Here is a 20437-nt window from a genome sequence, read left to right on the forward strand (position 1 = left end):
GCCGGTTGAAGCACCGTTCCACCACGTTGCCTCACAGGCCGGCTGCCGGGCCGGCCGCTCGCGGAGGGGGGAGCGCCCGCCGCGGCGGCCGGCGGCAGGACCCCGCCGTTACAGTTCCGGGCCGGGGTCGACGTCCGGGTGGCTGAGACGGGCCAGACCACCGGACGGCACCGGGAGGACCGACGGCCCGGACGACAGCTTCGCGAGCGACCGGTGGGTTCGACGGCCACGCGCGTCCCAGATCTCCAGCCGAACGCTCATCGGGAACGCGTCATTGACCACCAGCGGCGCGCTGTCGTCCGCGTTGGCGATCAATACCTCACGCCACGGCCCCTTCGGCAGGGTCACCGCGTGCGGCGCGTAGCGGGCGACGACGTGACGGTCGCCGTCGTGGGCGGCGACCAGAGGGTAGAGCAGGTCGGGCCGCTCCGGGTGCAGTTCGCCGTGGAGCAGCGTCTGCCGGTACACGCGCCACACCCGCAGCCAGAACGCCAGCGCGTCCGACGGCGCGTCGTCGAGCCGTACGAGGTCCACGGACACCTGCGGGACACCGAACAGCGCGTTGATCAGGTGGTGTGCGACGCGCTCGGCGGAGTCGTCCGCGGCCCACATGATCGGGTCGCTGTGGATCGGCGTGCCGGGCCGGGCCATGCGCAGGTCGATGATGCCGACCCGGTTCTGGGTCGCGCTCAGCGGGCAGTCGCCCACCCGCAGCATGGTGGCGAACCGGCCGACGGCCGGGTGCACGTACGGCTCCCGGAACTCGATCAGCGGCTGGGGACCGGCCTCCCTGACGGCGTCCGTGATCTCCGCGAGCAACCGCACGGTCGCCGCCACGGGGGAGTGGGGTGACGGATCGTCCGGCACCGGCGTGGCGAACCGTTCGAGGAAGTCGAGCTTGACGCCGTCCGCGCCGGTCTTCACCACGAGGTCACGGATGCGCTCCACGAGGTAGCGACGTGTGGCGTCGTCCCGCGGGTCGAGGACCGCGGTGTCGAGGTCGGTCTCCTCGTACCGCGTGGCGAGACCGGCCGCACGAGCCCGTGCGCGGAACCCCAGGAAGGGGGTGCCCACCCACCACATGGTGCGCAGTCCCCGCGCGCGGAGATCGGCGACCATCCCGGCCGGATCGGGGAACTTCTCCGCGGCCGCCTCCCAGTCGCCGCACGAGCCGTAGCCGCGGGCCAGGGACATCGTCTGCCAGCCGTCGTCCACGATGACCACGCCGAAGCCGAGCGCGGCGGCGCGGTCGGCCTGGGCCAGCACTGCCGCGGCCGTGACGTCCTGGTGGGCGAAATACCAGGTGCACAGCACCGCGTCCTCCGCGCCGGGTGCCACCGCCGGCCGGCTCTCCCGTTGAAGCCGGCGCCCGGTGTCCGGTACGGCCTCGGCGAAAGGGCGGCCGGAGACGTCGAGCAGCAGCCGGATCTCCTCGCCGGGCCGCGCGTCCTCCACGGTCACCATGACCGCGAAATCCGCGCTTTCCTCGACCAGTCCGGCGCGCACGGAGGTGCGGTGGCTGCCCGCGTCGAGCGCGTAGACGAGACCGGTCCGGTCCTGGCGCACCAGCAGGGCGCCGAGGGGGATGCCGGCGAGCGCCGTGGTGTCGGCCGGGTCTCCCCAGGACGGCGGGATCGTGGCATGCGGCACGGTGCTGCCCGGACGCCACCAGGTGACCGCGTCCGCCGCCGGGATCAGGACGGTCAGCTCCAGCGCGGCACGGCCGGTGCGGAACGAGACCTCCCACACCCCGTCGGCCACTTCGGTCGCCTGAGCGGTGCCGGTGTCGGTCGCCTGGAGCCGTAGTCCCCGTGCCGCCGCGGTCGCGCCCAGGAACACGGGTTCCTGCGGTGGGGCGTTGTCCCGTCCGGGCACCCAGAAGGACGCCGGTGCCGGGGATGGAGTGTCAGTCATTTGTTTCCAGAGAAGGAGATTCCGCCGATGATGTGGCGTTGTGCGAGGAAGAAGATCAGTACGCAGGGCAGGGTCACGACGACGGTCGTGGCCATGAGCAGTGGTGTGTTGGTGCCGTTCACCGACTGGAATCCGGCGAGTGCCAGCGGCAGCGTCTTCCACTTGTCGTCGGTGATGTAGATCGCGGCCTGGAAGAAGTTGTTCCAGTACGACATGAACTGCAGGACCGCGGTCGCGATCAGCACCGGGCGTGACAGCGGAAGGTAGACCGACCACCAGATGCGGAACCATCCGGCGCCGTCGAGGATCGCGGCGTCCGTCAGCGATTCCGGGAGCCTCAGGTAGAACTGGCGGAACAGGAAGATGAAGAAGGCCGACCCGAAGAAGGTGGGCACGATGATCGGCCACAACGTGTTCATCATGTCGAGGTTCTTGAACAGGATGAACTGCGGAACGATCGTCACCTCCTGCGGCAGCAGAAGAGTCGCCAGCACGATCCCGAACAGCACGTTCGAACCGCGGGCCCGGATCCGCGCGAACGCGAAACCCACCAGCGACGACGAGTAGACGACCGCGACTACCGGCACCAGCGTGCTGAGCAGCGAGTTGCGGAAGTACCGCCAGAACGGGAACGAGTTCAGGCCGCTCGAGAAGTTCGACCACTGCCACTGGACGGGCCACAACGCGATTCCCCCGCTGGAGACACCTTCCGGTGTGCGCAGCGCCGTCGCGATCATCCAGAGGAAGGGGTAGACGAACACGACCGAGCCCACGACGAGGACGGCGAGCGCGGTGTAGCGCGCGGCCGGCGTCCCGTCGTGCCGCGTTCGCCGGTCGCGTGCGGTCCTCCCGGCCCGTGCGCGAGGCATCGTCTTACTTGGCGCGGACACGCCGCCTCCCTTCCTTGGGACGCTGGGATTCGTAGTAGACCCAGAAACTGCTGCCCCGGAAGACGATCGCCGTGAGCACCATGATCATGAGGAAAAGGATCCAGGCGAGGGCCGACGCATAGCCCATCTGGAAGAACTTGAACGCGTTCTGGTACAGGTACACGACGTAGAACAGCAGGGAGTTGGAGGGGCCGCCGCCGTTCTGGGTGATGACGTAGCCCTGGGTGAAGGTCTGCATCGCGTAGATGAGTCCTGTCACCACGTTGAAGAAGATGACCGGGCTGATCTGCGGAATGGTGATGTTCCACAGGACGCGGAGGCGGCCGGCGCCGTCGAGTGCGGCCGCCTCGTAGAGTTCGGACGGTATGTCCTGAAGTCCTGCCAGATAGATGATCATGTTTCCGCCGACGGTCCACAGACTCATGAGGACGACCGCCGACAGCGCCCAGTCAGGGTCGAAGAGCCACTTCGGACCCTCGACACCCAGCGCCCTGAGCACCCCGTTGACCAGACCGTGTTCGGGGTTGAACACCCAGATGAACAGCACGGTCTGGGCGACCCCGCTCACGAGGGAGGGCAGATACCAGATGGTGCGGAACACATGGATGCCGCTGACTTTCACGTTCATCAGCAGCGCCACCGCGAGCGACAGCACCGTCTGCGCCGGGACGCTGAGCACCGCGTACAGCAGAGTGACCTTGACGGCCTGCCCGACGTCCGGGTCGTGCAGCGCCTGCCGGTAGTTGGCGAGCCCGGCGAACTTCGCCGGGCTCAGCAGATCCCAGTGGGTGAACGACAGAATCAGGGAGTAGACCATCGGGCCGCCCGTGAACAGCAGGAAACCGACGATCCAGGGGGAGACGAAAAGCCAGAACGCCGCGGTCGCGCGACCGATCCACCTTCGTCTCACCGCGAGCCACAGGGCGGCCCCGACAAGCCCGAAGACGACGGCCATCATGATGACGAAGGCGACGATGGGCTGGAGCGCTACATCCAGGTGGAACCGTGCGAGGAGGCCCTCCAGGCCCTTCACTATCTCTGACATGTTGAGGATCGGTCCTTCTCGTTGCCGCTCGCGGCCGTCCGCCTAGGGGTTACTTGGTCGCGTCGAGCATCTTCTGGCACTTGTCCTGAAGCTGCGGCAGCACGGTGGCCGGGTCCTCGTGGCCGGTCCCGATCGCGGTGCGGGAGTTCAGAGCGGTCGAGAAGGTGCTCTCGATCTGCACCTTGTTCTTCACGTACGGCGTGGTCACCGCGTGCTCGACGGCGTCGATGAACGCCTGGAGATTGGCCTTGGGCGCGGCGGACTTGAAGGCGGCCAGCGAGTCATCGACCACGGGCACGCCCAACGCGGAGGTCTTGGACGCCAGCAGGTTCTGGGCGGCCGGGTCGGTGCTCATGAACTTCGTGAAGGTCTCGGCGGACTTGGCCTGCGCGGCGCTCGCGCTCTTGGCGATGCCGAGGCCGTCGACCTCCATGGGCTCACCGCGGCCGGGCATGGGGACGAGAGCGAAGCGGGAGGAGTCCAGCGCGGCGAACTTCGCGATGTTCCAGGGGCCGAAGTCGGGCAGCGTCGCGACCTTGCCCTGTGCCAGCCACTGGAACATGTCCTGGCCCTGGGCGGCGATCGAGGTCGGCGCGAAGCCGTCGGGCTTCACCGAGTCGACCACGGTCTTCGCGGCCCGGATTCCCGCCGCGTCGCCCATCGTGCACTTCGTGCCGTCGGCGTTGTAGTAGGAGCCTCCGTCGGCCAACAGCCATCCGTCGTACCACAGGGGTGCGGAGCCGTAGACCTTGGCGGAGCCGGAGCCGCTGGTCATCTTCCTCGCCGCGGCGACGAAGTCCCCGGTGCTCAGCGGCGTCGTGCCCGACGGCACCGGGAGGCCTGCCTTGCGGAAGCCGGCCTTGTCGATGGCCATGACCTTGCTCTTGGCCACGAACGGCACGGCGTAGTCGGTGCCGTCGACGTTGCCCGCCTTGGCGACGGCCGGGGAGTAGTACGCGCTCTTGTCGACGCTGACCGGTTTGAAGACGGTGTAGAAGCTCGGCAGCGAGGTGTTGGAGATCGCGGCCACGGTAGGGGCGTCGCCGCCGGCGATGGACGTCTGGAGCTTCTGCTCGTAGTCGCTCTGGATCCAGTTGGCTTCGACGTGGATGTCGGGGTGGGCCTTCTCGAAGGCGGCGACCATGCTCTTGATCGTCGCGTTCTCCTCGTTGCTGCCCCAATAGGCGAACGAGATGGACGCGGAATCGCCGCCGCTGTCTCCAGGGGTGGCCCCGCTCTCGTTGCTGCACGCGGCGAGGGAGGCCATGCAGCCGACGACTATGGCGGCTGTCACTGCGGTTCTCAACACGGGAAGGTCCTTGTCGTTGCGGGGTGCCGTTGGGGAGGTGTTGCGGTTCATTTCTGCTCAGGAGCTACGGTGGTGTCGCCGTCGGCGGTGACGCGCACCCGTCCGCCGACGGGGACGTCCACCCGGGTGGTGCGGCCGTCCGGCCAGGTGCTGGTCCAGGTGATGCCGCTGCCGGCGGTCACCCACAGTTCGCTCGCCTCGTGTCCCTCGTGGCGGACACCGATGGTCGAGGTGCCGGCGGCGATCTGGTCGACCTCCAGCCAGGCGTCCGCCGGGATGTGCGAGCGGGTGCGCACCTCGCCGTCGCGCGGTCCCACGCTCAGGCCGGTCAGGCCGGTCGCGATGTGGGCGACATGAGTGAACGGGACCTCCGGATAGTCGGCGCGGGATTCCGCCAGGAACCGGATCCACCGAAGGGCCTCCTCGTCACGTCCGTAACGGAGATAGGCCTCGGGCAGGTAGGTGAAGGCTTCGATGTTGTGCGGCGGGCTCTTCTCCAGGCAGGCGCTGAGGAAGTCCAGGTGGGCGGTTGCCCTGTCGTCGGGCCGCATGAGGCCCTTGACCGCCGGGAACCACGTGCTCTCCAGCCCGAATCCGCTGACCGGCCCTTCCTGGGTGAAGCCCGCCGTGTAGTGCTCGTGTTCCGCCAGCCACCAGCGCTCGGCGAACTCGGTTTCCAGAGCCGCCGCCCGTTGGGCGTTCCAGCGCGCGAACTTTGGGTCCAGCGCCGCATCGGCCGCGACGCCCGCGAGCGAGGCGTGGGCCGCCCACTGACTGGCGATGCCGTCGGCCGCGACCAGCAGGTGCGGCGGATGCTCGACCTCGTTGTACGTGGCCGTTCCCTGAAAGATCTTGCCGCTGCCGCGCTCACCGGCGACTCCGGTCCCCAGTGGGTCGTGGGCCTGCACGAACGAGGTCAGAGTGGTGCGGATGAACGCGGAGATCTCCGGCGTCCGCAGGAACCGCTCGTCGCGCGTCCAGCGGTACTGCTCGACGGCCTTCTCCACCAGTTCGAACGGTGCCGGGATCTCGCGGACGAAGTCGTCGTCGTCGTGGTAGTCGATGGCCGCGGGGGTGCCGTCGAACAGGAAGGCCCACAACGGGTACCAGCCGCGCCGCTCGGTGGCGGAGGCGGCGAAGTGCCGGAGCATCGCCAGGTTCTCGGCGTCGAGGCCGAGGAGGTGGCCGCCGAGCATCTGGTGGGCCAGATCCCGTGAGTAGAACATGGGCCGGTCGGTGAGTCCCGCCCAGTAACTCGGCAGGAAGTCCGCGCGCTGTCCGGTCTGTACCCACTCGCGCGCCCGCTGTGACGCCCAAATGAAAGATTCGACAAGATCCGTCATGGACGATCTCGCCTGGAGCATGGTGTTGTGCAGCTTTGGGCCGCTGAAACGTGTGGAGGGCTGCGGAAATAGTGGTCCCTGCGCCATGAAAGGGAGTGTTACACGCACGTCAACTTCAGGTCAATGCATCGATGTTTCAAACCTGCTCAGCGACAAACGTGTGCCCATCATCGCAGGCAGCGAGGGCATGAGAAGTGTTACGGACGTCCGGAGCGTGTCCGAGAGTGCGCCACTGTGGCCTGTGGGGCAGCCGCTCGGCTCGTTCCAGGCCGCTGCTGCGCCAGGTTGCGGAAGGTGTCCTGCCGGCGGATGACGTACTTATGACGGATCCGTCAATCATCCGTCAATGGCGCCCCGGTGATCTTCGAGTCGACATGGCGCAGGGGTCAGGCGGCGTGATGCCGCCGGTGCTGGTCTGGAGCGAGTCCTGGTGGAAGGCGGCAGTGGGCTTCGCAACGCCTCAGGAGCGCGGCGGCGCAGTGGAGCCGCGCACGATCAGCTGCGGGTCGAACAGCAGCTCGCCCGAGGGGACCAGCTTGCGGTTCACCAGGTGCACCATGGCCGTCGACACCGACTGCGCAAGCCGCTCGACGGGCTGGCGCACCGTGGTCAACGGCGGATCGACGAAGTCCATGACCTGCGAGTCGTCGTAGCCGACCACCGACAGGTCCTCCGGGATCGACATCCCCCGGCGCCGGGCGGCCCGGATCGCGCCGAGAGCCATGTAGTCGCTGGCCGCGACGATCGCCGTCACCCCCAGGTCGAGCAGCGTCCCGGCGGCGGACATGCCGCCCTCGACGCTGTAGACCTGTCGGACGACCAGCCGCTGCGGATCGGCGACACCGCGCGCGGTCATCGACTGGACGAACCCGGCCAGCCGGCGCTCGCTCGGCCGGTTCCCCACCGGCCCGACGATCAAGCCGATGTCGCGGTGACCGAGCCCCCACAGATGGTCGACCGCCAGCTCCGCCGCGACGGTGTCATTGGTCGAGAAACTGGGCGAGGGGTGACCCTCGATCGGGCCGTTCACCAGCACGAAGGGGATCTTGCGCTCCGCGAGCAACTGGTAGACGGTCGGGTCGGCACCGATCAGCGTGTTGCTGGCCGACGCGAAGACCGCACCGGCGATGCCCAGGTCCATCGTCGAGGAGATGAAGTCGATCTCCTGGAGCCCGCCCACGGTGGTGGAGGCCACTATGGCCCGGAAGCCCTGCGACGCCAGCGCCGACTCGATCAGCTCGCACAGGTGGCCGAAGAACGGCTGGGCCAGCCCGGGGGTGAGCACCACGACCAGCTGACTCTGCGCCCCGCGCTCGTAGCCCAGCTCGCGGATCGCTTCCTCCACCTGGCGTCGTGTCGCCGCCGCGACGACCCCGCGGCGGTTGATGACGCGACTGACAGTGGCCTCGCTGACGCCCGCTCGCGCCGCGACGTCGCTGATCCCGACCTTGGCCATGACTCCCTCTGCGGTGAACGGCGCCGCCTGGCGTGTTGCGAGTGTACCGGGATCACTCCAGCCATCGAGCTGCCGCCCGCCCCCGCCGGGGCCGGGCGGGGCTGCGCTCAGCCCGCCGACGGCCCGTGGGGGTGGGCCGGCACGACGCCTTCCAGAGGGTGAATTCGGGCTGGCTACACTGACGCGCCAGAACTTTGACCGGACATTAGGGCAACGTCAACTCCATTCGGCTGTCCGGTATGACGTGGGCCCGGCACCCCCGAACAAGGAGTATGCGTGGCGCTTCGCACCATGGTCGATGTCACCGCGTTCGGCGCGGACCCGAGCGGTACCCGCGACAGCGCCGCAGCGGTCGCCGAGGCCCTGCGCACGGCCTGCGCCGTGACGGCGCCGGTGACCGTACGGTTCCCGCCCGGCCGTTACCACTTGTATCCGGAGCGGGCCGAGCGCCGCGACCTGTACGTCTCCAACACCGTGGGCGCCGATCGGCGTCACCTGTCCAAGACCATCGCACTCCTCGTGGAGAACGCCCGCGATCTGGTGATCGACGGCAGGGGCGCCGCCCTGGTGCTGCACGGTGCGCAGACCGCGTTCGCGGCGATCGACTCGGCCGACGTCCGCTTCGAGGGGTTCTCCTTCGACTACGTCTCGCCCCGGGTCGTCGACGCCACGGTGGCCGACGCCGGCACGGACGGCACCACGGCCTGGCGGGAGCTTGCCCTGCCCGCGGACGCCCGCTTCCGGATCGACGGCACGACCGTCACCTGGCTCGGCGAGCCCAGCCCCGCCGACGGCGAGCCGTACTGGAGCGGCACGAACGCGATGGAGTACACGCAGGTGCACGATCCGGTGGCCCGGCGCACCTGGCGGGACCGCAACCCCCTGTTCGACGAAGTGGCCGCCGTCCGTCAACTCCCCGGCCACCGCCTGCGCCTGTCCTACCGCTACGCCGACGCCCCCGAGGACGTCGGGCTCGTCTACCAGATGCGCCCGACAGTGCGTGACCATCCGGGCGCGTTCGTCGGCGGCAGTGAACGGGTGGAGATCCGCGACGTCTCGGCGCACTACCTCCACGGTTTCGGCCTCGTCGGGCAGATGAGCAGGGACTTGACCGTACGCGATGTCCGTTTCCGCGCCGACCCGGCCACCGGCCGCACCTCGGCCGGGTTCGCCGACTTCATCAACCTGTCGTCGATGGCCGGTCATGTGCGGATCGCCGACTGCGTCTTCGACGGGCCGCACGACGACCCGGTCAACGTCCACGGCACGTACCTCGTGGTGGCCGACCGGGTGGCGGACGACATCGTGACGCTGGCCTACCGGCACCCGGAGACGGCCGGCTTCCCCGCGTTCCGGCCCGGTGACACGATCGAGTTCACCGCTCGTGCCACCCTGGACACCGAGGCCGGCTTCACCGCGTGCGTCACCGCCGTCGACGGTCCCCACGACCGGGACGACGCACACGACCGGCGCATCATGACCGTGACCCTGGACCGCCCGTTGCCCCCCGCCGTCACGCCGGAGCACTGGGTCGCCGAGAACGTCACCGCCACGGCGTCGGTGCACATCGTCGGCAACCACTTCGTCAACGTGCCCACCCGCGGAGTCCTGGTGACGACCCGTCGGCCGGTCGTCATCGAGGGCAACCTCTTCGACGGCGTGACCATGGCCGGCGTCTACGTCTCCGCCGACGCCGAGGAGTGGTACGAGTCGGGGCCGGTCGCCGACCTCACGATCCGAGACAACACCTTCCTGCGTCCGTCCACTCCCGCGGTGCTCATCGCGCCGACCAACGCCGTCCTCGACCCCGCTCACCCCGTGCACCGCAACGTGACGATCAGCGGCAACGTCTTCGAGGACGCCCACGCCCCGGTCGTCCGCGCCCGCTCCGTCCGCGGGCTTCGCGTCACCGGCAACCACCTGACGGGCACCGGCGCCGAGGCCTTCACCGAGTCCGGCCTCGTGGCCGCCGAAGGCTGCTCGGACGTGGTCGTGGAAGGAACGTCGGGCACGCTCCGGCCGTGAGCGCATGGGTCGGCGACGCTCACCACCGACCCGGTCACACCGCTGCCGGCCCGCCGAACACATGTGACGCGGACGCCTTGACACTCGACCGCACGGGAGCCCACACTTTCCACCAATTCCCAACACCTGATGAGCGTCCAACATCCCTCAAGCAAGCAGCCTGCGCCGGCGGTTCCGGCGTACCGGGCTCGCCGTCGGCTCCGTGAGGTGACGCGTATCCCCGCGCTCGCTCCTCCCGCGCCCCGCCCGCACAGAAGGTCCCCGTCGTGATGCAGAAAGCCGCCGTCTTCGTGCCCCATTTCCACTGGGACCGGGAGTGGTATGAACCGTTCCAGGTGTTTCGGCACCGGCTGGTCGCCGCCCTCGACACCGTGCTGGAAACGGCCGAGGCCGATCCCGACTTCCGGTTCACCGTCGACGGGCAGATGGCCGCGATCGAGGACTACCTCCAGATGCGGCCGGAGAACCGCGACCGCATCGAGGCCCTGGTCACCGCCGGCCGGCTCGCCATCGGGCCGTGGCTCATCCTGCTCGACGAATTCCTCTGCTCCGGTGAAACCATCGTGCGCAACCTGCAGATGGGTTGGGCGGCCGCGGCGGAGCTCGGAGGCTCGATGCCGATCGGCTACCTCCCCGACATGTTCGGCCATATCGCACAGATGCCGCAGATCCTGGCGCGCGCCGGCATCGAGCACGCGGCCCTGTGGCGCGGTGTGCCCGGCACGGTCGACGGTCATGCCTTCCGCTGGCGCGCCCCCGACGGCTCCGAAGTGCGCACCGAGTTCCTCTTCGACGGCTACGACAACGGCCTCGACGTCCTGCTGGTACCCGACCAGATCGGCCGCGCGCTCGGCGAGTACGCGCAGATCACCGCCGGGCGCTGGGGCGGCGACCCGGTACTGGCGATGGCGGGCACCGACCACAACGCGCCCGACCCGCGTCTGGCCTCCTGGCTGCGGCGCGCCTCCAGCGACGAGCGCCCCATCACCATCGCGACGCTCGACGCATACATCCGCACCCACGTGCGCGACGAGGTGACCACCGTCGTCACCGGTGAGCTGCGCAGCCACGTGCGCGGCAACATCCTCCCGGGCGTGCTCTCCGTACGCCTCGGCCTCAAGCAGCGGATGGCCGTCGCCGAGCGCACCGTCGACCACGCCGAGCGGATGAACGCCCTGTGGTCCCGAGAGGACGACGCGCCGTTCCTCTCCCTGGCCTGGCACAAGATCATCGAGTCGACGGCGCACGACTCGGTCGTCGGCTCCGGCACCGACGAGACCTGCGAACAGGTCGAGGCCCGTCTGGCCGAAGCCGCGCAGACCGCCCGCGCGGTGCGGGACGCGGCCCTCGCCGAGCCCGCCGCCCGGGTGCCGGGCGACGGCCACCTGGTCGCCAACCCGCTGCCCTTCCCCCGTACCACGTTGGTCGAGGTGGACGTCGCGGGACCGTCCCAGGGATCCACGCCGGCGGCGACCGGGGCGGACGGCACGGTCCGTCCGGTGCAGCTGATCTCCGAAGCCCCGACCGTGCTCAGCGATGAACGTATGGACGCCTCGCACCTCGAGCGCGTGCTGCGCCGGATCCATCGCCGCGAACTCTTCGGCCGTCTCATCGACCGCTACGAGCTCACCCCGGGATCGCTCGTCTTCCACCTCGCCGAAGTGCCCACCAGCGGACCGTTCGACCTGCTGATCCTGCGCCGCGAGGTCGCCGACGCCGCCGCGGCACATCCGGGCGAATGGCGGGTGACGACGCTGGAGGAGGCCCGGGCCACCGCACTGGTGCCCGTGACCGTTCCCGCCTCGGGGCTTACGAGCTTCCGGGTCGGACCGAGCGACCGGCCCGCCGCACCCGTCGCGGCGCCCGCGCGCGGAGACGAGACGGCCCGCACACTGTCCAACGGACTGGTCGAGGTCGTGATCGCCGCCGACGGCACCCTGGACGTGACCGGGGCCGACGGCACCGTGCTGCGCGGAGTCGGCCGCCTCGTCGACGGCGGCGACCGCGGCGACAGTTACAACTACGCGCCCCCGGCGCACGACGTGCTCGTGTCGACGCCGGCGAAGACCGCCGTCGAACTGCTCGAGAGCGGCCCGCTGCGTTCGAGGATGCGTGTCACCCGCGTCTACGAGTGGCCCGTCGCCCTGTCCGACGACCGTGACCTGCGCAGCGGCCGAACCCTGCCGACCCCCGTGGAGACGCTGGTGGAGGTGCGCGCGGGTGAGCCCTTCGTACGCCTGACCACATCGTTCCTGAACCAGTCCGCCGACCACCGGCTGCGCTTCCACGTGCCGCTCCCCGAACCGGCGGCCGTCTCCGCGTCCGCCGGCCAGTTCGCCGTCACCGAGCGGGGGCTCACCGCCGAGGGCGGCTGGGGCGAATACCCGATCCCGACCTTCCCCGCGAGTTCGTTCGTCTCGGCCGGTGCCGTCACCGTCCTGCTCGACCACTCCGGCGAGTACGAACTCGTCGACGACGGCCGTGAGCTGGCCCTCACCCTGCTGCGCGCGATCGGCTCGATCAGCGTCAACATCCATCCCCTGCGTGACGAGCCCGCGGCGAGCGAGATTCCCGCACCCGGTGCCCAGGAACTCGGTGCGCGGATCGTGAACCGGTTCGCCGTCCTGCCCTCGGCGACCGGCTGGCAGGGCGCGAACGCGGTCGCCCTCGCCGAGGAGTTCCGCAACGACGTACTCGTCGCCCGGGGCACCGCGCCCGTCGGAGGCCCGCTTCCCCCCGACGCGCCCGGTGTGCGGGTCGAGGGGAACGACGTGCTCGTCTCGAGCATCCGCCGCGTCCTCGATCACGAACGGGGTGCCGGGACCGAGCTGCGGCTCACGGCGATGAGCGACACGGGATCGACCGTGCGCGTGACCGGCGCGTTCACCGAGGCCACCACAGTCGACCTGCTCGGCCGCCCCCTTCGGCGGACACCGGCCGCGGACGGGCTCGAACTCGCCCTCGGGCCCTGGGAGATCCGCACGGTCGTGCTCCGGTAGGCACCCGCGACCGCCACCCGCGCCCCTTCGTCACCAGGAAAGTGTCGTGATCCCGTGCCCTCCACCTCTTCCGCGTACGTCTCGGACACCGCACCGGGCAGCGGCGCACTGCGCCCGGCCCGCTCGTGGCTCCACTCCGACGCGCCCCGTCTCTGCCTGAACGGGCCTTGGCGCTTCCGGCTGTCGCCGACGGCTTCGGTGGCGGAGGATTTCGCGGCCGAGGGCTTCGACGACAAGGGCTGGGACGACATACCGGTGCCCTCCCACTGGGTCCTCCAGGGCGACGGAGCCTACGGCCGGCCGATCTACACCAACGTGCAGTTCCCGTTCCCGATCGACCCGCCCCACGTCCCGGACGAGAACCCCACCGGCGACTACCGCCGCCACTTCTCCCTCCCCGCCGACTGGCCGGACGTCGAGCGCGTCGTGCTCCGGTTCGACGGCGTGGAGTCGCTGTTCAAGGTGTGGGTGAACGGCGTCGAGATCGGCAGTGCCTGCGGCAGCCGGCTCACCCACGAATTCGATGTGACGTCCTCGGTGCGACCGGGCGACAACGTCGTCGCCGTACGGGTGCACCAGTGGTCGGCGGCCAGCTATCTCGAAGACCAGGACCAGTGGTGGCTGCCGGGCATCTTCCGCGACGTCACCCTGCTCGCCCGGCCCGCCGGAGGCATCGAGGACGTCTGGTTGCGGACCGGCTTCGAACACGGGCACGGACGCGTCGACCCGGAGATCACCGCCGACGCGGCGGCGTTCCCGGTCACCCTGCGCATCCCCGAACTCGCTGTCGAGCGGACGTGGGCCACGGCAGCCGACGTGGCCCCGCTCGACGTCGCCGACGTGGAGCCCTGGTCGGCCGAGCGGCCCCGGCTGTACGACGTCACGGTGTCGACGGCGGCGGAGAGCATCACCCTGCGAATCGGCTTCCGCACGGTCGAGATCCGTGGCGACCGATTCCTGGTCAACGGCCGCCGCGTCGTATTCCACGGGATGAACCGCCACGAGACCCACCCCGAGCGCGGCCGGGTCTTCGACGAGGAGCACGCCCGCGAGGACCTCTCCCGCATGAAGCGGTTCAACGTGAACGCGATCCGCACCAGCCACTACCCGCCGCACCCACGCCTTTTGGACCTCGCCGACGAACTCGGGTTCTGGGTCGTCCTCGAATGCGATCTGGAGACGCACGGCTTCGACACGGTCGGCTGGGCCGGCAACCCCAGCGACGAGCCGATGTGGCGCGGGGCGTACCTCGACCGCATCGAGCGCACCGTCGAACGGGACAAGAACCACCCCAGCGTCGTGATGTGGTCCCTCGGCAACGAAGCCGGCACCGGAAGCAACCTGGCCGCGATGTCCGCGTGGGTCCACGCCCGCGACGCCGGACGGCCCGTGCACTACGAAGGCGACCACACCGGCCAGTACACGGACGTCTACTCGCGCATGTACGCCTCCGTGCTCGAGACCGAGCGGATCGGAACCGACGGCTCCCGCTCGACGCTGATGAACTGCACTCCCGCGCAGAGCGCCCGGCAGCGCGGCAAACCGTTCCTGCTCTGCGAGTACGCCCACGCGATGGGCAACGGGCCGGGAGGACTCGACCGGTACGAGGCGCTGGTGCACCGGTATCCGCGGCTGCACGGCGGCTTCGTCTGGGAGTGGCGCGATCACGGCATCCTGACCACGGCCCCGGACGGCACGCCCTACTACGGGTACGGCGGCGACTTCGGGGAGGTCGTCCACGACGCCAACTTCGTGATGGACGGCCTGGTGCTGAGCGACGACGTCCCGACCCCAGGCCTCCACGAGTTCAAGGCCGTCGTACAGCCGGTCCGCTTCACCTTCCATACCGACGAGGTCGCCGTCACGAACCTGCGGCACTCGGCCGACACGTCCGACCTGCGCTTCCTCTGGCGAGTCGAGCACGACGGGACCGTCGTGGCCTCCGGGGATCTCAAGGTGCCGGCGGTCGCGGCGGGTGAGTCGCGGCGCGTGCCGTTGCCGCGGATCCCGGTGGCGCAGGACGCGGAGACGTGGCTCACTCTCGACGCCGTCCTGGCGGCCCCCGCTCCCTGGGCGCCCGCGGGACATGTGATCGCCACGGCACAGACGGACCGCTCGACGCGTCGGCCGGCGCCTGCCGTCCGGCACCGAACCGGCTGGCGGCACAGCGGCGGGACGCTGACGCTCGGGATCGCCGAGTTCGTCGACGGGTCCCTCGTACGCCTGGCCGACCGTGCCGTGGCCGGCCCGCGGCTGGAACTGTTCCGTGCTCCGACCGACAACGACGAAGGCACCTCCGACGACCTCGAGAACAGCGACGCCGGCATCCCCGGCGTCTCCCATGCCGAACTGTGGCGGCGCGACGGTCTCGACCGGCTGACCGCGCGGCGACTGTCCGTCGAACGAACGGCGGACGCCCTGCGAACGATCGACAGGGTCTCCGCGGCGAACTCCGCGTCGTCGGTGACGGTGGAGTCCGTCTGGTCGCTCGAAGACGGCGAACTCGAGCTGCGGGTGGAGATCGAACCGTCGAGCGGCTGGACGACGGTGTGGCCGCGGATCGGGATGCGCATCGACCTGCCCGACGGCGCGGCTCCCGTCGACAGCGCCACATGGTTCGGCCTCGGCCCGCTCGAGTCCTATCCGGACAGTCTCCGCGCGGCGCGCACCGGGCGCTTCACCTCGGCCGTCCGCGACCTATCCGTCGACTACGCACGACCCCAGGAGACCGGACACCGCTCCGGGCTGCGGCAGTTGACGCTGTCGAGTGCGGAGACCGAGGTACTGCGCATCGTGACCATCCCGGACAGGCTGGGCCGCCGCCCCGGCTTCACGCTCAGCCGTCACACCCCGCAACAGATCGCACGAGCCGCTCACCCCTTCGAACTGCCGGTCTCGACGACGAGTTCCCTGATCATCGACGCTGCCCAGCACGGCCTCGGATCGCGGTCCTGCGGACCGGACGTACACCCCGAGTTCGCGCTGCGCCCCGAATCCCGCACGATCAGGCTCCGTATGGCGACGGGGCGGACAGCAGGTGAATCCCCGTGAGGCAGTGGGTCCGGCTCGTCAGAAAGATCCCCACGCCCCACACGGTGATCATCACAGCCTGAGACGTGGCTCATGACCCCGACCCAGAACACCGTCATGTCGTGGCGAGTGCCTCGGTCGGGGTGAGCCGCGCCGCACGGACCGACGGGTACACGCCCGCCAGCATCCCGATGACCACGGCACCGCCCACACCCGCGCCGAGCACCGTGAGCGGGACGACGGGCCGCCAGCCCTCGTAGACGGCGTAACCGGCGGTGGCCAGTACCCCGATCACCGTGCCCGCGACCCCGCCGAGAAGTGACAGCACCACCGACTCGGTGAGGAACTGACCTCTGATCTGGCCCCGGTTCGCGCCGAGCGCGCGCCGCAGGCCGATCTCCTTGCGGCGTTCGAGCACCGAGATGTACATGGTGTTCGCCACGCCGATCCCGCCCACGAGCAGCGCCACCCCGGCGAGGCCGAGGAACAGCGACGAGAAGGCGCTGTTCGTCGCCCGCTTCGCCGCCAGGGCATCCGAAGGGCGGCTGACCTGCACCAGGCCCGGCAGTTCCGGGTACAGCGTGGCCGGGAGCACGGACGAGACCGCCTCGATGGCGTCCTCGTGCGCCTTCACGTAGACCACGGTCGGATGCCCGTCGAACGCGAGGGCCTTCTGCGCCGCCTCCCAGCCGACCAGCACCGAGCGGTCCAGGTCCGGGGCGAGCGGCAGCGGATCAAGGATGCCGATGACCGTGAACCACTTCGTTCCGACGAGGATCTGCGGTGCCTGCCGGCCCGGCACCAGGCTGGTCACACCGAGGCGGGACGCCGCCTCGTAACCGAGGACCGCTGTCGGCAGCCGGTCGGTCGCGGCGTCGAGGAACTTCCCCGCCCGTACACGGCCGTTCACCACCGACAGCAGGCCGTCGCCGCTCGCGAGGACCGTGAGGCCGAGTCCGTCGTTGGGGTCGGTCCGGTCCGAACGGTGCACCAGCTGGTGGGTGTTGGCGACCTCGCTGGTCGCCGTGACCGGTCCGATGCGGGCGGCCATCTTGTCGGCGGACGCGGGCAGCACCACCGGAGGGTTCTGGTCGGGCTGCGGGACCGCCCGGAGCATGTTCGTGCCGAGCGCGGACAACTGGTCGTTCAACGCCCGCTGACTGGACGCCGGAATCCCCGTCACGAGGACGAGGGTTGCGATGCCGATGGAGATGCCCAGCGCGGAGAGCGCGGCACGCAGCCTGCGGGTCCGGATGCCGAGCAGCCCGAGCCGCAGTACGTCGGACGGGCTCTGCCGGGCCGGACGGGCGAACCTCTCGCGGGTTACGGCGCGCACTGGTTCCCTCCGCGGGGTCGGGTTGGCGCCGCTCGCTGGTTCCTTCCGCGGGGTCGGGGCGGCGGCGCTCACCGGTTCTCTCCTGGTGCCGGGCCGGCCGCGGGGTCTGCGGACCGTCCGGACGCGGCGAGCCCGGCCGACGGTGCGGAGCCGGTGCCTCGGTCCGCAGCCGAGCCCCGGCGCGGTCCCGTGTCCCTGACGATCCGCCCGTCGCGCATCTCCACCTGGCGTGGCAGTCGCGCCGCGATGTTCCCGTCGTGCGTGATCACGGCGATGGTGGTGCCCTCTTCGTTCAGTCGGACGAGCAGGTCGAGAACGGCCTGGCCGTTGGCGGAATCCAATGCGCCCGTCGGCTCGTCGGCGAGCACCAGAGCCGGCTCGCCCACCAGCGCGCGGGCGATCGCGACGCGCTGCCGTTCGCCACCGGACAGCTGGTGCGGCAGATGTCCGACCCGGTGGCCGAGTCCCACCCGTCGCAGCGCGGCGAGTGCGAGCGGGATGCGCCGCCTGCGCGGCACCCCCGCGTACAGCAGGCTGGTGGCGACGTTCTCCGCCGCGGTCAGCCCGTCCGTCAGGTGGAACTGTTGGAAGACGAAGCCGAGCCAGCGTCCGCGCAGTGCGGACAGCCGCCGGTCGCTCAGGGACGCCGCGTCCTGCCCGGCGATCTCCACGGTGCCGCGGGTGGGCAGGTCGAGCGTTCCCATGATGTTCAGCAACGTGGACTTGCCAGAGCCGGAAGGGCCGACGATGGCGAGCAGCTCGCCCTCGTGGATGGTCAGGGACACGTCGTCGAGCGCCGTCACGCCGCCGGGGAACGCCTTGGTCGCGTTCGTGAGCCGCAGCACGGGGGACGGCTCGGCGGCCGCGGTACGGAGGGACGGCGTGTCGTCGCCCACGCCGACGGGCAACGTGTCCTTACCCTCGGACACGTGCAGTGTGTCGTCGCATCCGGAGACGGGCGGTGTGCCGTCATCCCCCGGTACGGGCAGCATGTCGTCGCCCGGGCGAAGGACGAGCGTGTCGTCGTGGGCGGGCGACGGGGCCGACGCGGTGCGCGCACCGGAGCCGTGGCCCACGCCCTCGCGGTGCTTGCCGTGGTGTCGTCTCACGACGCCGTCACCACCCGCTGGCCCTCCTCGATCCCGGCGCCCGAGACCTCGACCTGCCCCTTGGCGAACAACCCCGTCTTCACGGCGACCAGCTGCCCGCCTGGGCGCTGGAGCGCGTAGCCGCCCTCCTGGAGCGCGAGCAGCGCGCCCACCGGCACCGTGAGGACGTTCTTGCGCGTCTCCGTCGTGAAGGTCACCCGCACAGATGCCGCGTCCAGCTTGCTGACCGAGGCGCTGTCCTCCGGCACCACGGTGACCTGCAACGACGGCGAGGTGTCGCTGTCGGACGCGTCGGATTCGTCACCCGGGCCGCCCTGCACCGTCGTACCGACCGAGGCCACCTTGCCGGGTATCTGCGTGGTGTCGGGAAGGGTGATGACGACCTTGTCGCCCTGGTGGACCTGGGCTGCGTCACCGGGGTTGACCGTCACCGACACCGACTTCCGCAGGGACGTCACCGACAGGACGTCCTCCGTCGCCGTCTCGCCGAGCTGGGCCTTCACCGCGCCCACGCGGACCGCGCCGGGCAGCACGACCACCTGGCCCACCGAGAGTGTCCCGGTCTGCTGCCGGCCCGTGTCGCGCTGCCAGCGCTTCAGCGCGTCGAGGAGAGAGGACGTCAGGACGGCCCCGGGGGCTTTGCCCGTGCCGGTGGACGACTGCGTGTTGCGCGGCTCGGGGCCGATGTCGTAGCCGAGGGCCTTCAGGTTCTCCGCGAGGACGGTCACGTCGGCGCCGCTCGCCCCCGCCTTCACGGCCGCCTGGTCCAGCGTGCGGAAGACCGGGGTGTCACCGTAGAAGACCGTGACCGGCTGGTCGTCCACCCAGTACAGGGGCTTGCCCCGGGTCACCGTCGATCCGCTCGTCGGCAGCTTAGTGATCAGGCCCTTGCCCGCACCCTTGACCGTGAGCGCCGCGCCGTAACCGAGCGTTCCCGGCAGGTCCTTGCTGTCGGACAGATCGGTGCGCCGGATGACCGTGGTCTGCGCGGACGGCACCCCGGCGGGCTTGGCGTGGCCGGCGTCCCCGTGCCGCTTCAGGGCAGCCCCTCCGTAGACCCCGCCCGCGACGACGGCGAGGACGGCGACGGCGACCGCGATCCGGCTGCCGGTCCGTCTGCCACCGTCACCGACCGCGATCCGGCTGCGGTCCTGTGTGCCACCGTCGGAGGACGCGTGTGCGGCCGCCTCAGTTCTTGCCCTTGCCACCGAACGCCTCCAAGCGGCAGTCGTGGTCGATCTTTTCGGTGGGGAGAGAGCCGCCGTCCTTCGGGACGTCCTTGTCATAGGTCCAGCCGTCAGGACTCCCGTCGGAGGCGAAGACCTCGTGGACCTTCATGCCCTTCGACTTCAGGCAGCCGATGTAGGCGCGGTAGTCGTCCGCGTAGTGCGGGTTGGTCTCGGGGCGCTCCTCGACCGGCTGGAGCGGCATCTTGTACAGGCACGCGTGGTACTGCGCCTTGTACTGGTCCGCGACCTTCGGGTCGTCCACCGGAGGCGCCTGCCTGCCGGGACGATCGACCCGCGCGGTGTTCATCGGGACGCCGTGGGCTTGCAGGCACGCCCAGTACGCGTTCCAGAGCCCGTTGATCTCCTCCTGGGAGCTGTCGAGGCGCAACTGTGGACGCTTGGCCTCGATGGCGGCGGTGGAGGACTGCGCGGAAGAGGTCGCCCCGGACTTCCCGCCGCCGGACGAGGGGGTCGCCAACGACGCGATGCCGCTGTCCGACGCCTTCTGCCCGCTGTCGGTACCGCCTCCGTCTCCGCCGCCGCAGGCCGTGAGAGCGACGCCCGCCGTCAGCAGGGCAGTGGTCAGGAGGGCGGCCCGGACACGGCGCGTCCGACGCGGGGCGCGCGCCGTGCCGGGGGTGCCGGCGGCGGGGTGCGGCCGGTTGGTCTCGTTGTTCATGACGGCAGAGGCTGCCGAGCGAATGTCAGAGGATTGTCAGGAAGCGATGGCCCTGTCGTGTCCTCGTCCGCGG

The 20437-nt window shown here is 70.2% G+C and carries 13 protein-coding genes; 3 read left to right on the forward strand and 10 right to left on the reverse strand.

Annotated features, from left to right (window positions below; translation table 11 throughout):
• Window positions 1-108: 108 nt before the first annotated feature.
• The 6 genes from ACGFRF_RS34930 to ACGFRF_RS34955 all read right to left on the reverse strand — a co-directional run bounded on the left by ACGFRF_RS34930 (window position 109) and on the right by ACGFRF_RS34955 (window position 7957).
• Entirely contained in the window at window positions 109-1914 is a 1806-nt protein-coding gene (locus ACGFRF_RS34930; protein WP_393746969.1) for a TIM-barrel domain-containing protein, read from the reverse strand.
• Window positions 1911-2804 (reverse strand): carbohydrate ABC transporter permease, encoded by an 894-nt coding sequence (locus ACGFRF_RS34935; RefSeq protein WP_393746971.1) that lies wholly within the window; start codon window positions 2802-2804, stop codon window positions 1911-1913. The genes ACGFRF_RS34930 and ACGFRF_RS34935 overlap by 4 nt, the downstream gene beginning before the upstream one ends.
• Window positions 2788-3849: a carbohydrate ABC transporter permease gene (locus tag ACGFRF_RS34940; protein WP_393746973.1), complete on the reverse strand. Its 1062-nt coding sequence runs from the start codon at window positions 3847-3849 to the stop codon at window positions 2788-2790. The genes ACGFRF_RS34935 and ACGFRF_RS34940 overlap by 17 nt, the downstream gene beginning before the upstream one ends.
• A gap of 49 nt (window positions 3850-3898) precedes the next feature.
• Window positions 3899-5143, reverse strand: a complete 1245-nt coding sequence (locus ACGFRF_RS34945; RefSeq protein WP_393746975.1) for an extracellular solute-binding protein — start codon at window positions 5141-5143, stop codon at window positions 3899-3901.
• A 62-nt stretch (window positions 5144-5205) separates the two neighbouring features.
• A complete protein-coding gene (locus tag ACGFRF_RS34950) occupies window positions 5206-6501 on the reverse strand; it encodes a hypothetical protein (RefSeq protein ID WP_393746977.1) in 1296 nt (431 codons plus the stop codon).
• A 460-nt stretch (window positions 6502-6961) separates the two neighbouring features.
• Window positions 6962-7957 (reverse strand): LacI family DNA-binding transcriptional regulator, encoded by a 996-nt coding sequence (locus tag ACGFRF_RS34955; protein WP_393746979.1) that lies wholly within the window; start codon window positions 7955-7957, stop codon window positions 6962-6964.
• A gap of 276 nt (window positions 7958-8233) precedes the next feature.
• Between ACGFRF_RS34955 and ACGFRF_RS34960 the strand changes: the two genes are divergently transcribed.
• From ACGFRF_RS34960 to ACGFRF_RS34970, 3 genes are all read left to right on the forward strand, one after another.
• On the forward strand, window positions 8234-9982 hold the full coding sequence (locus tag ACGFRF_RS34960; protein ID WP_393746981.1) for a right-handed parallel beta-helix repeat-containing protein: 1749 nt from the start codon (window positions 8234-8236) through the stop codon (window positions 9980-9982).
• Window positions 9983-10251: 269 nt separating this feature from the next.
• On the forward strand, window positions 10252-12981 hold the full coding sequence (locus tag ACGFRF_RS34965) for an alpha-mannosidase (RefSeq protein ID WP_393747100.1): 2730 nt from the start codon (window positions 10252-10254) through the stop codon (window positions 12979-12981).
• Between the two features lie 54 nt (window positions 12982-13035).
• Entirely contained in the window at window positions 13036-16032 is a 2997-nt protein-coding gene (locus ACGFRF_RS34970) for a glycoside hydrolase family 2 TIM barrel-domain containing protein (protein WP_393746983.1), read from the forward strand.
• Window positions 16033-16126: 94 nt separating this feature from the next.
• Here ACGFRF_RS34970 and ACGFRF_RS34975 read toward each other — a convergent pair whose 3' ends face one another.
• The 4 genes from ACGFRF_RS34975 to ACGFRF_RS34990 form a co-directional block, all read right to left on the reverse strand.
• Complete coding sequence (locus tag ACGFRF_RS34975) at window positions 16127-17347, reverse strand: ABC transporter permease (RefSeq protein WP_393746984.1); 1221 nt, start codon at window positions 17345-17347, stop codon at window positions 16127-16129.
• Window positions 17348-17415: 68 nt separating this feature from the next.
• Entirely contained in the window at window positions 17416-18276 is an 861-nt protein-coding gene (locus tag ACGFRF_RS34980; RefSeq protein ID WP_393747102.1) for an ABC transporter ATP-binding protein, read from the reverse strand.
• Window positions 18277-18452: 176 nt separating this feature from the next.
• Window positions 18453-19664 carry a hypothetical protein gene (locus tag ACGFRF_RS34985; protein ID WP_393746986.1) on the reverse strand — a complete coding sequence of 404 codons (1212 nt, stop codon included), beginning with the start codon at window positions 19662-19664 and terminating at the stop codon, window positions 18453-18455.
• Window positions 19645-20364, reverse strand: coding sequence for a hypothetical protein (locus ACGFRF_RS34990; protein WP_393746987.1), 720 nt, complete (start codon window positions 20362-20364; stop codon window positions 19645-19647). Before ACGFRF_RS34990 ends, ACGFRF_RS34985 begins: the two co-directional genes overlap by 20 nt.
• Between the last annotated feature and the right edge of the window lie 73 nt (window positions 20365-20437).

This window comes from Streptomyces sp. NPDC048521 (genome assembly GCF_043199855.1).
Classification (GTDB): Bacteria; Actinomycetota; Actinomycetes; order Streptomycetales; family Streptomycetaceae; genus Streptomyces.

Excerpts from the sequence above, each read along its gene's own strand:
- ACGFRF_RS34990 (WP_393746987.1), bottom strand. The coding sequence starts at position 20,364 with ATGAACAACGAGACCAACCGGCCGCACCCCGCCGCCGGCACCCCCGGC.
- ACGFRF_RS34930 (WP_393746969.1), bottom strand. The coding sequence starts at position 1,914 with ATGACTGACACTCCATCCCCGGCACCGGCGTCCTTCTGGGTGCCCGGA.
- ACGFRF_RS34950 (WP_393746977.1), bottom strand. The coding sequence starts at position 6,501 with ATGACGGATCTTGTCGAATCTTTCATTTGGGCGTCACAGCGGGCGCGC.
- ACGFRF_RS34965 (WP_393747100.1), top strand. The coding sequence starts at position 10,252 with ATGCAGAAAGCCGCCGTCTTCGTGCCCCATTTCCACTGGGACCGGGAG.
- ACGFRF_RS34940 (WP_393746973.1), bottom strand. The coding sequence starts at position 3,849 with ATGTCAGAGATAGTGAAGGGCCTGGAGGGCCTCCTCGCACGGTTCCAC.
- ACGFRF_RS34955 (WP_393746979.1), bottom strand. The coding sequence starts at position 7,957 with ATGGCCAAGGTCGGGATCAGCGACGTCGCGGCGCGAGCGGGCGTCAGC.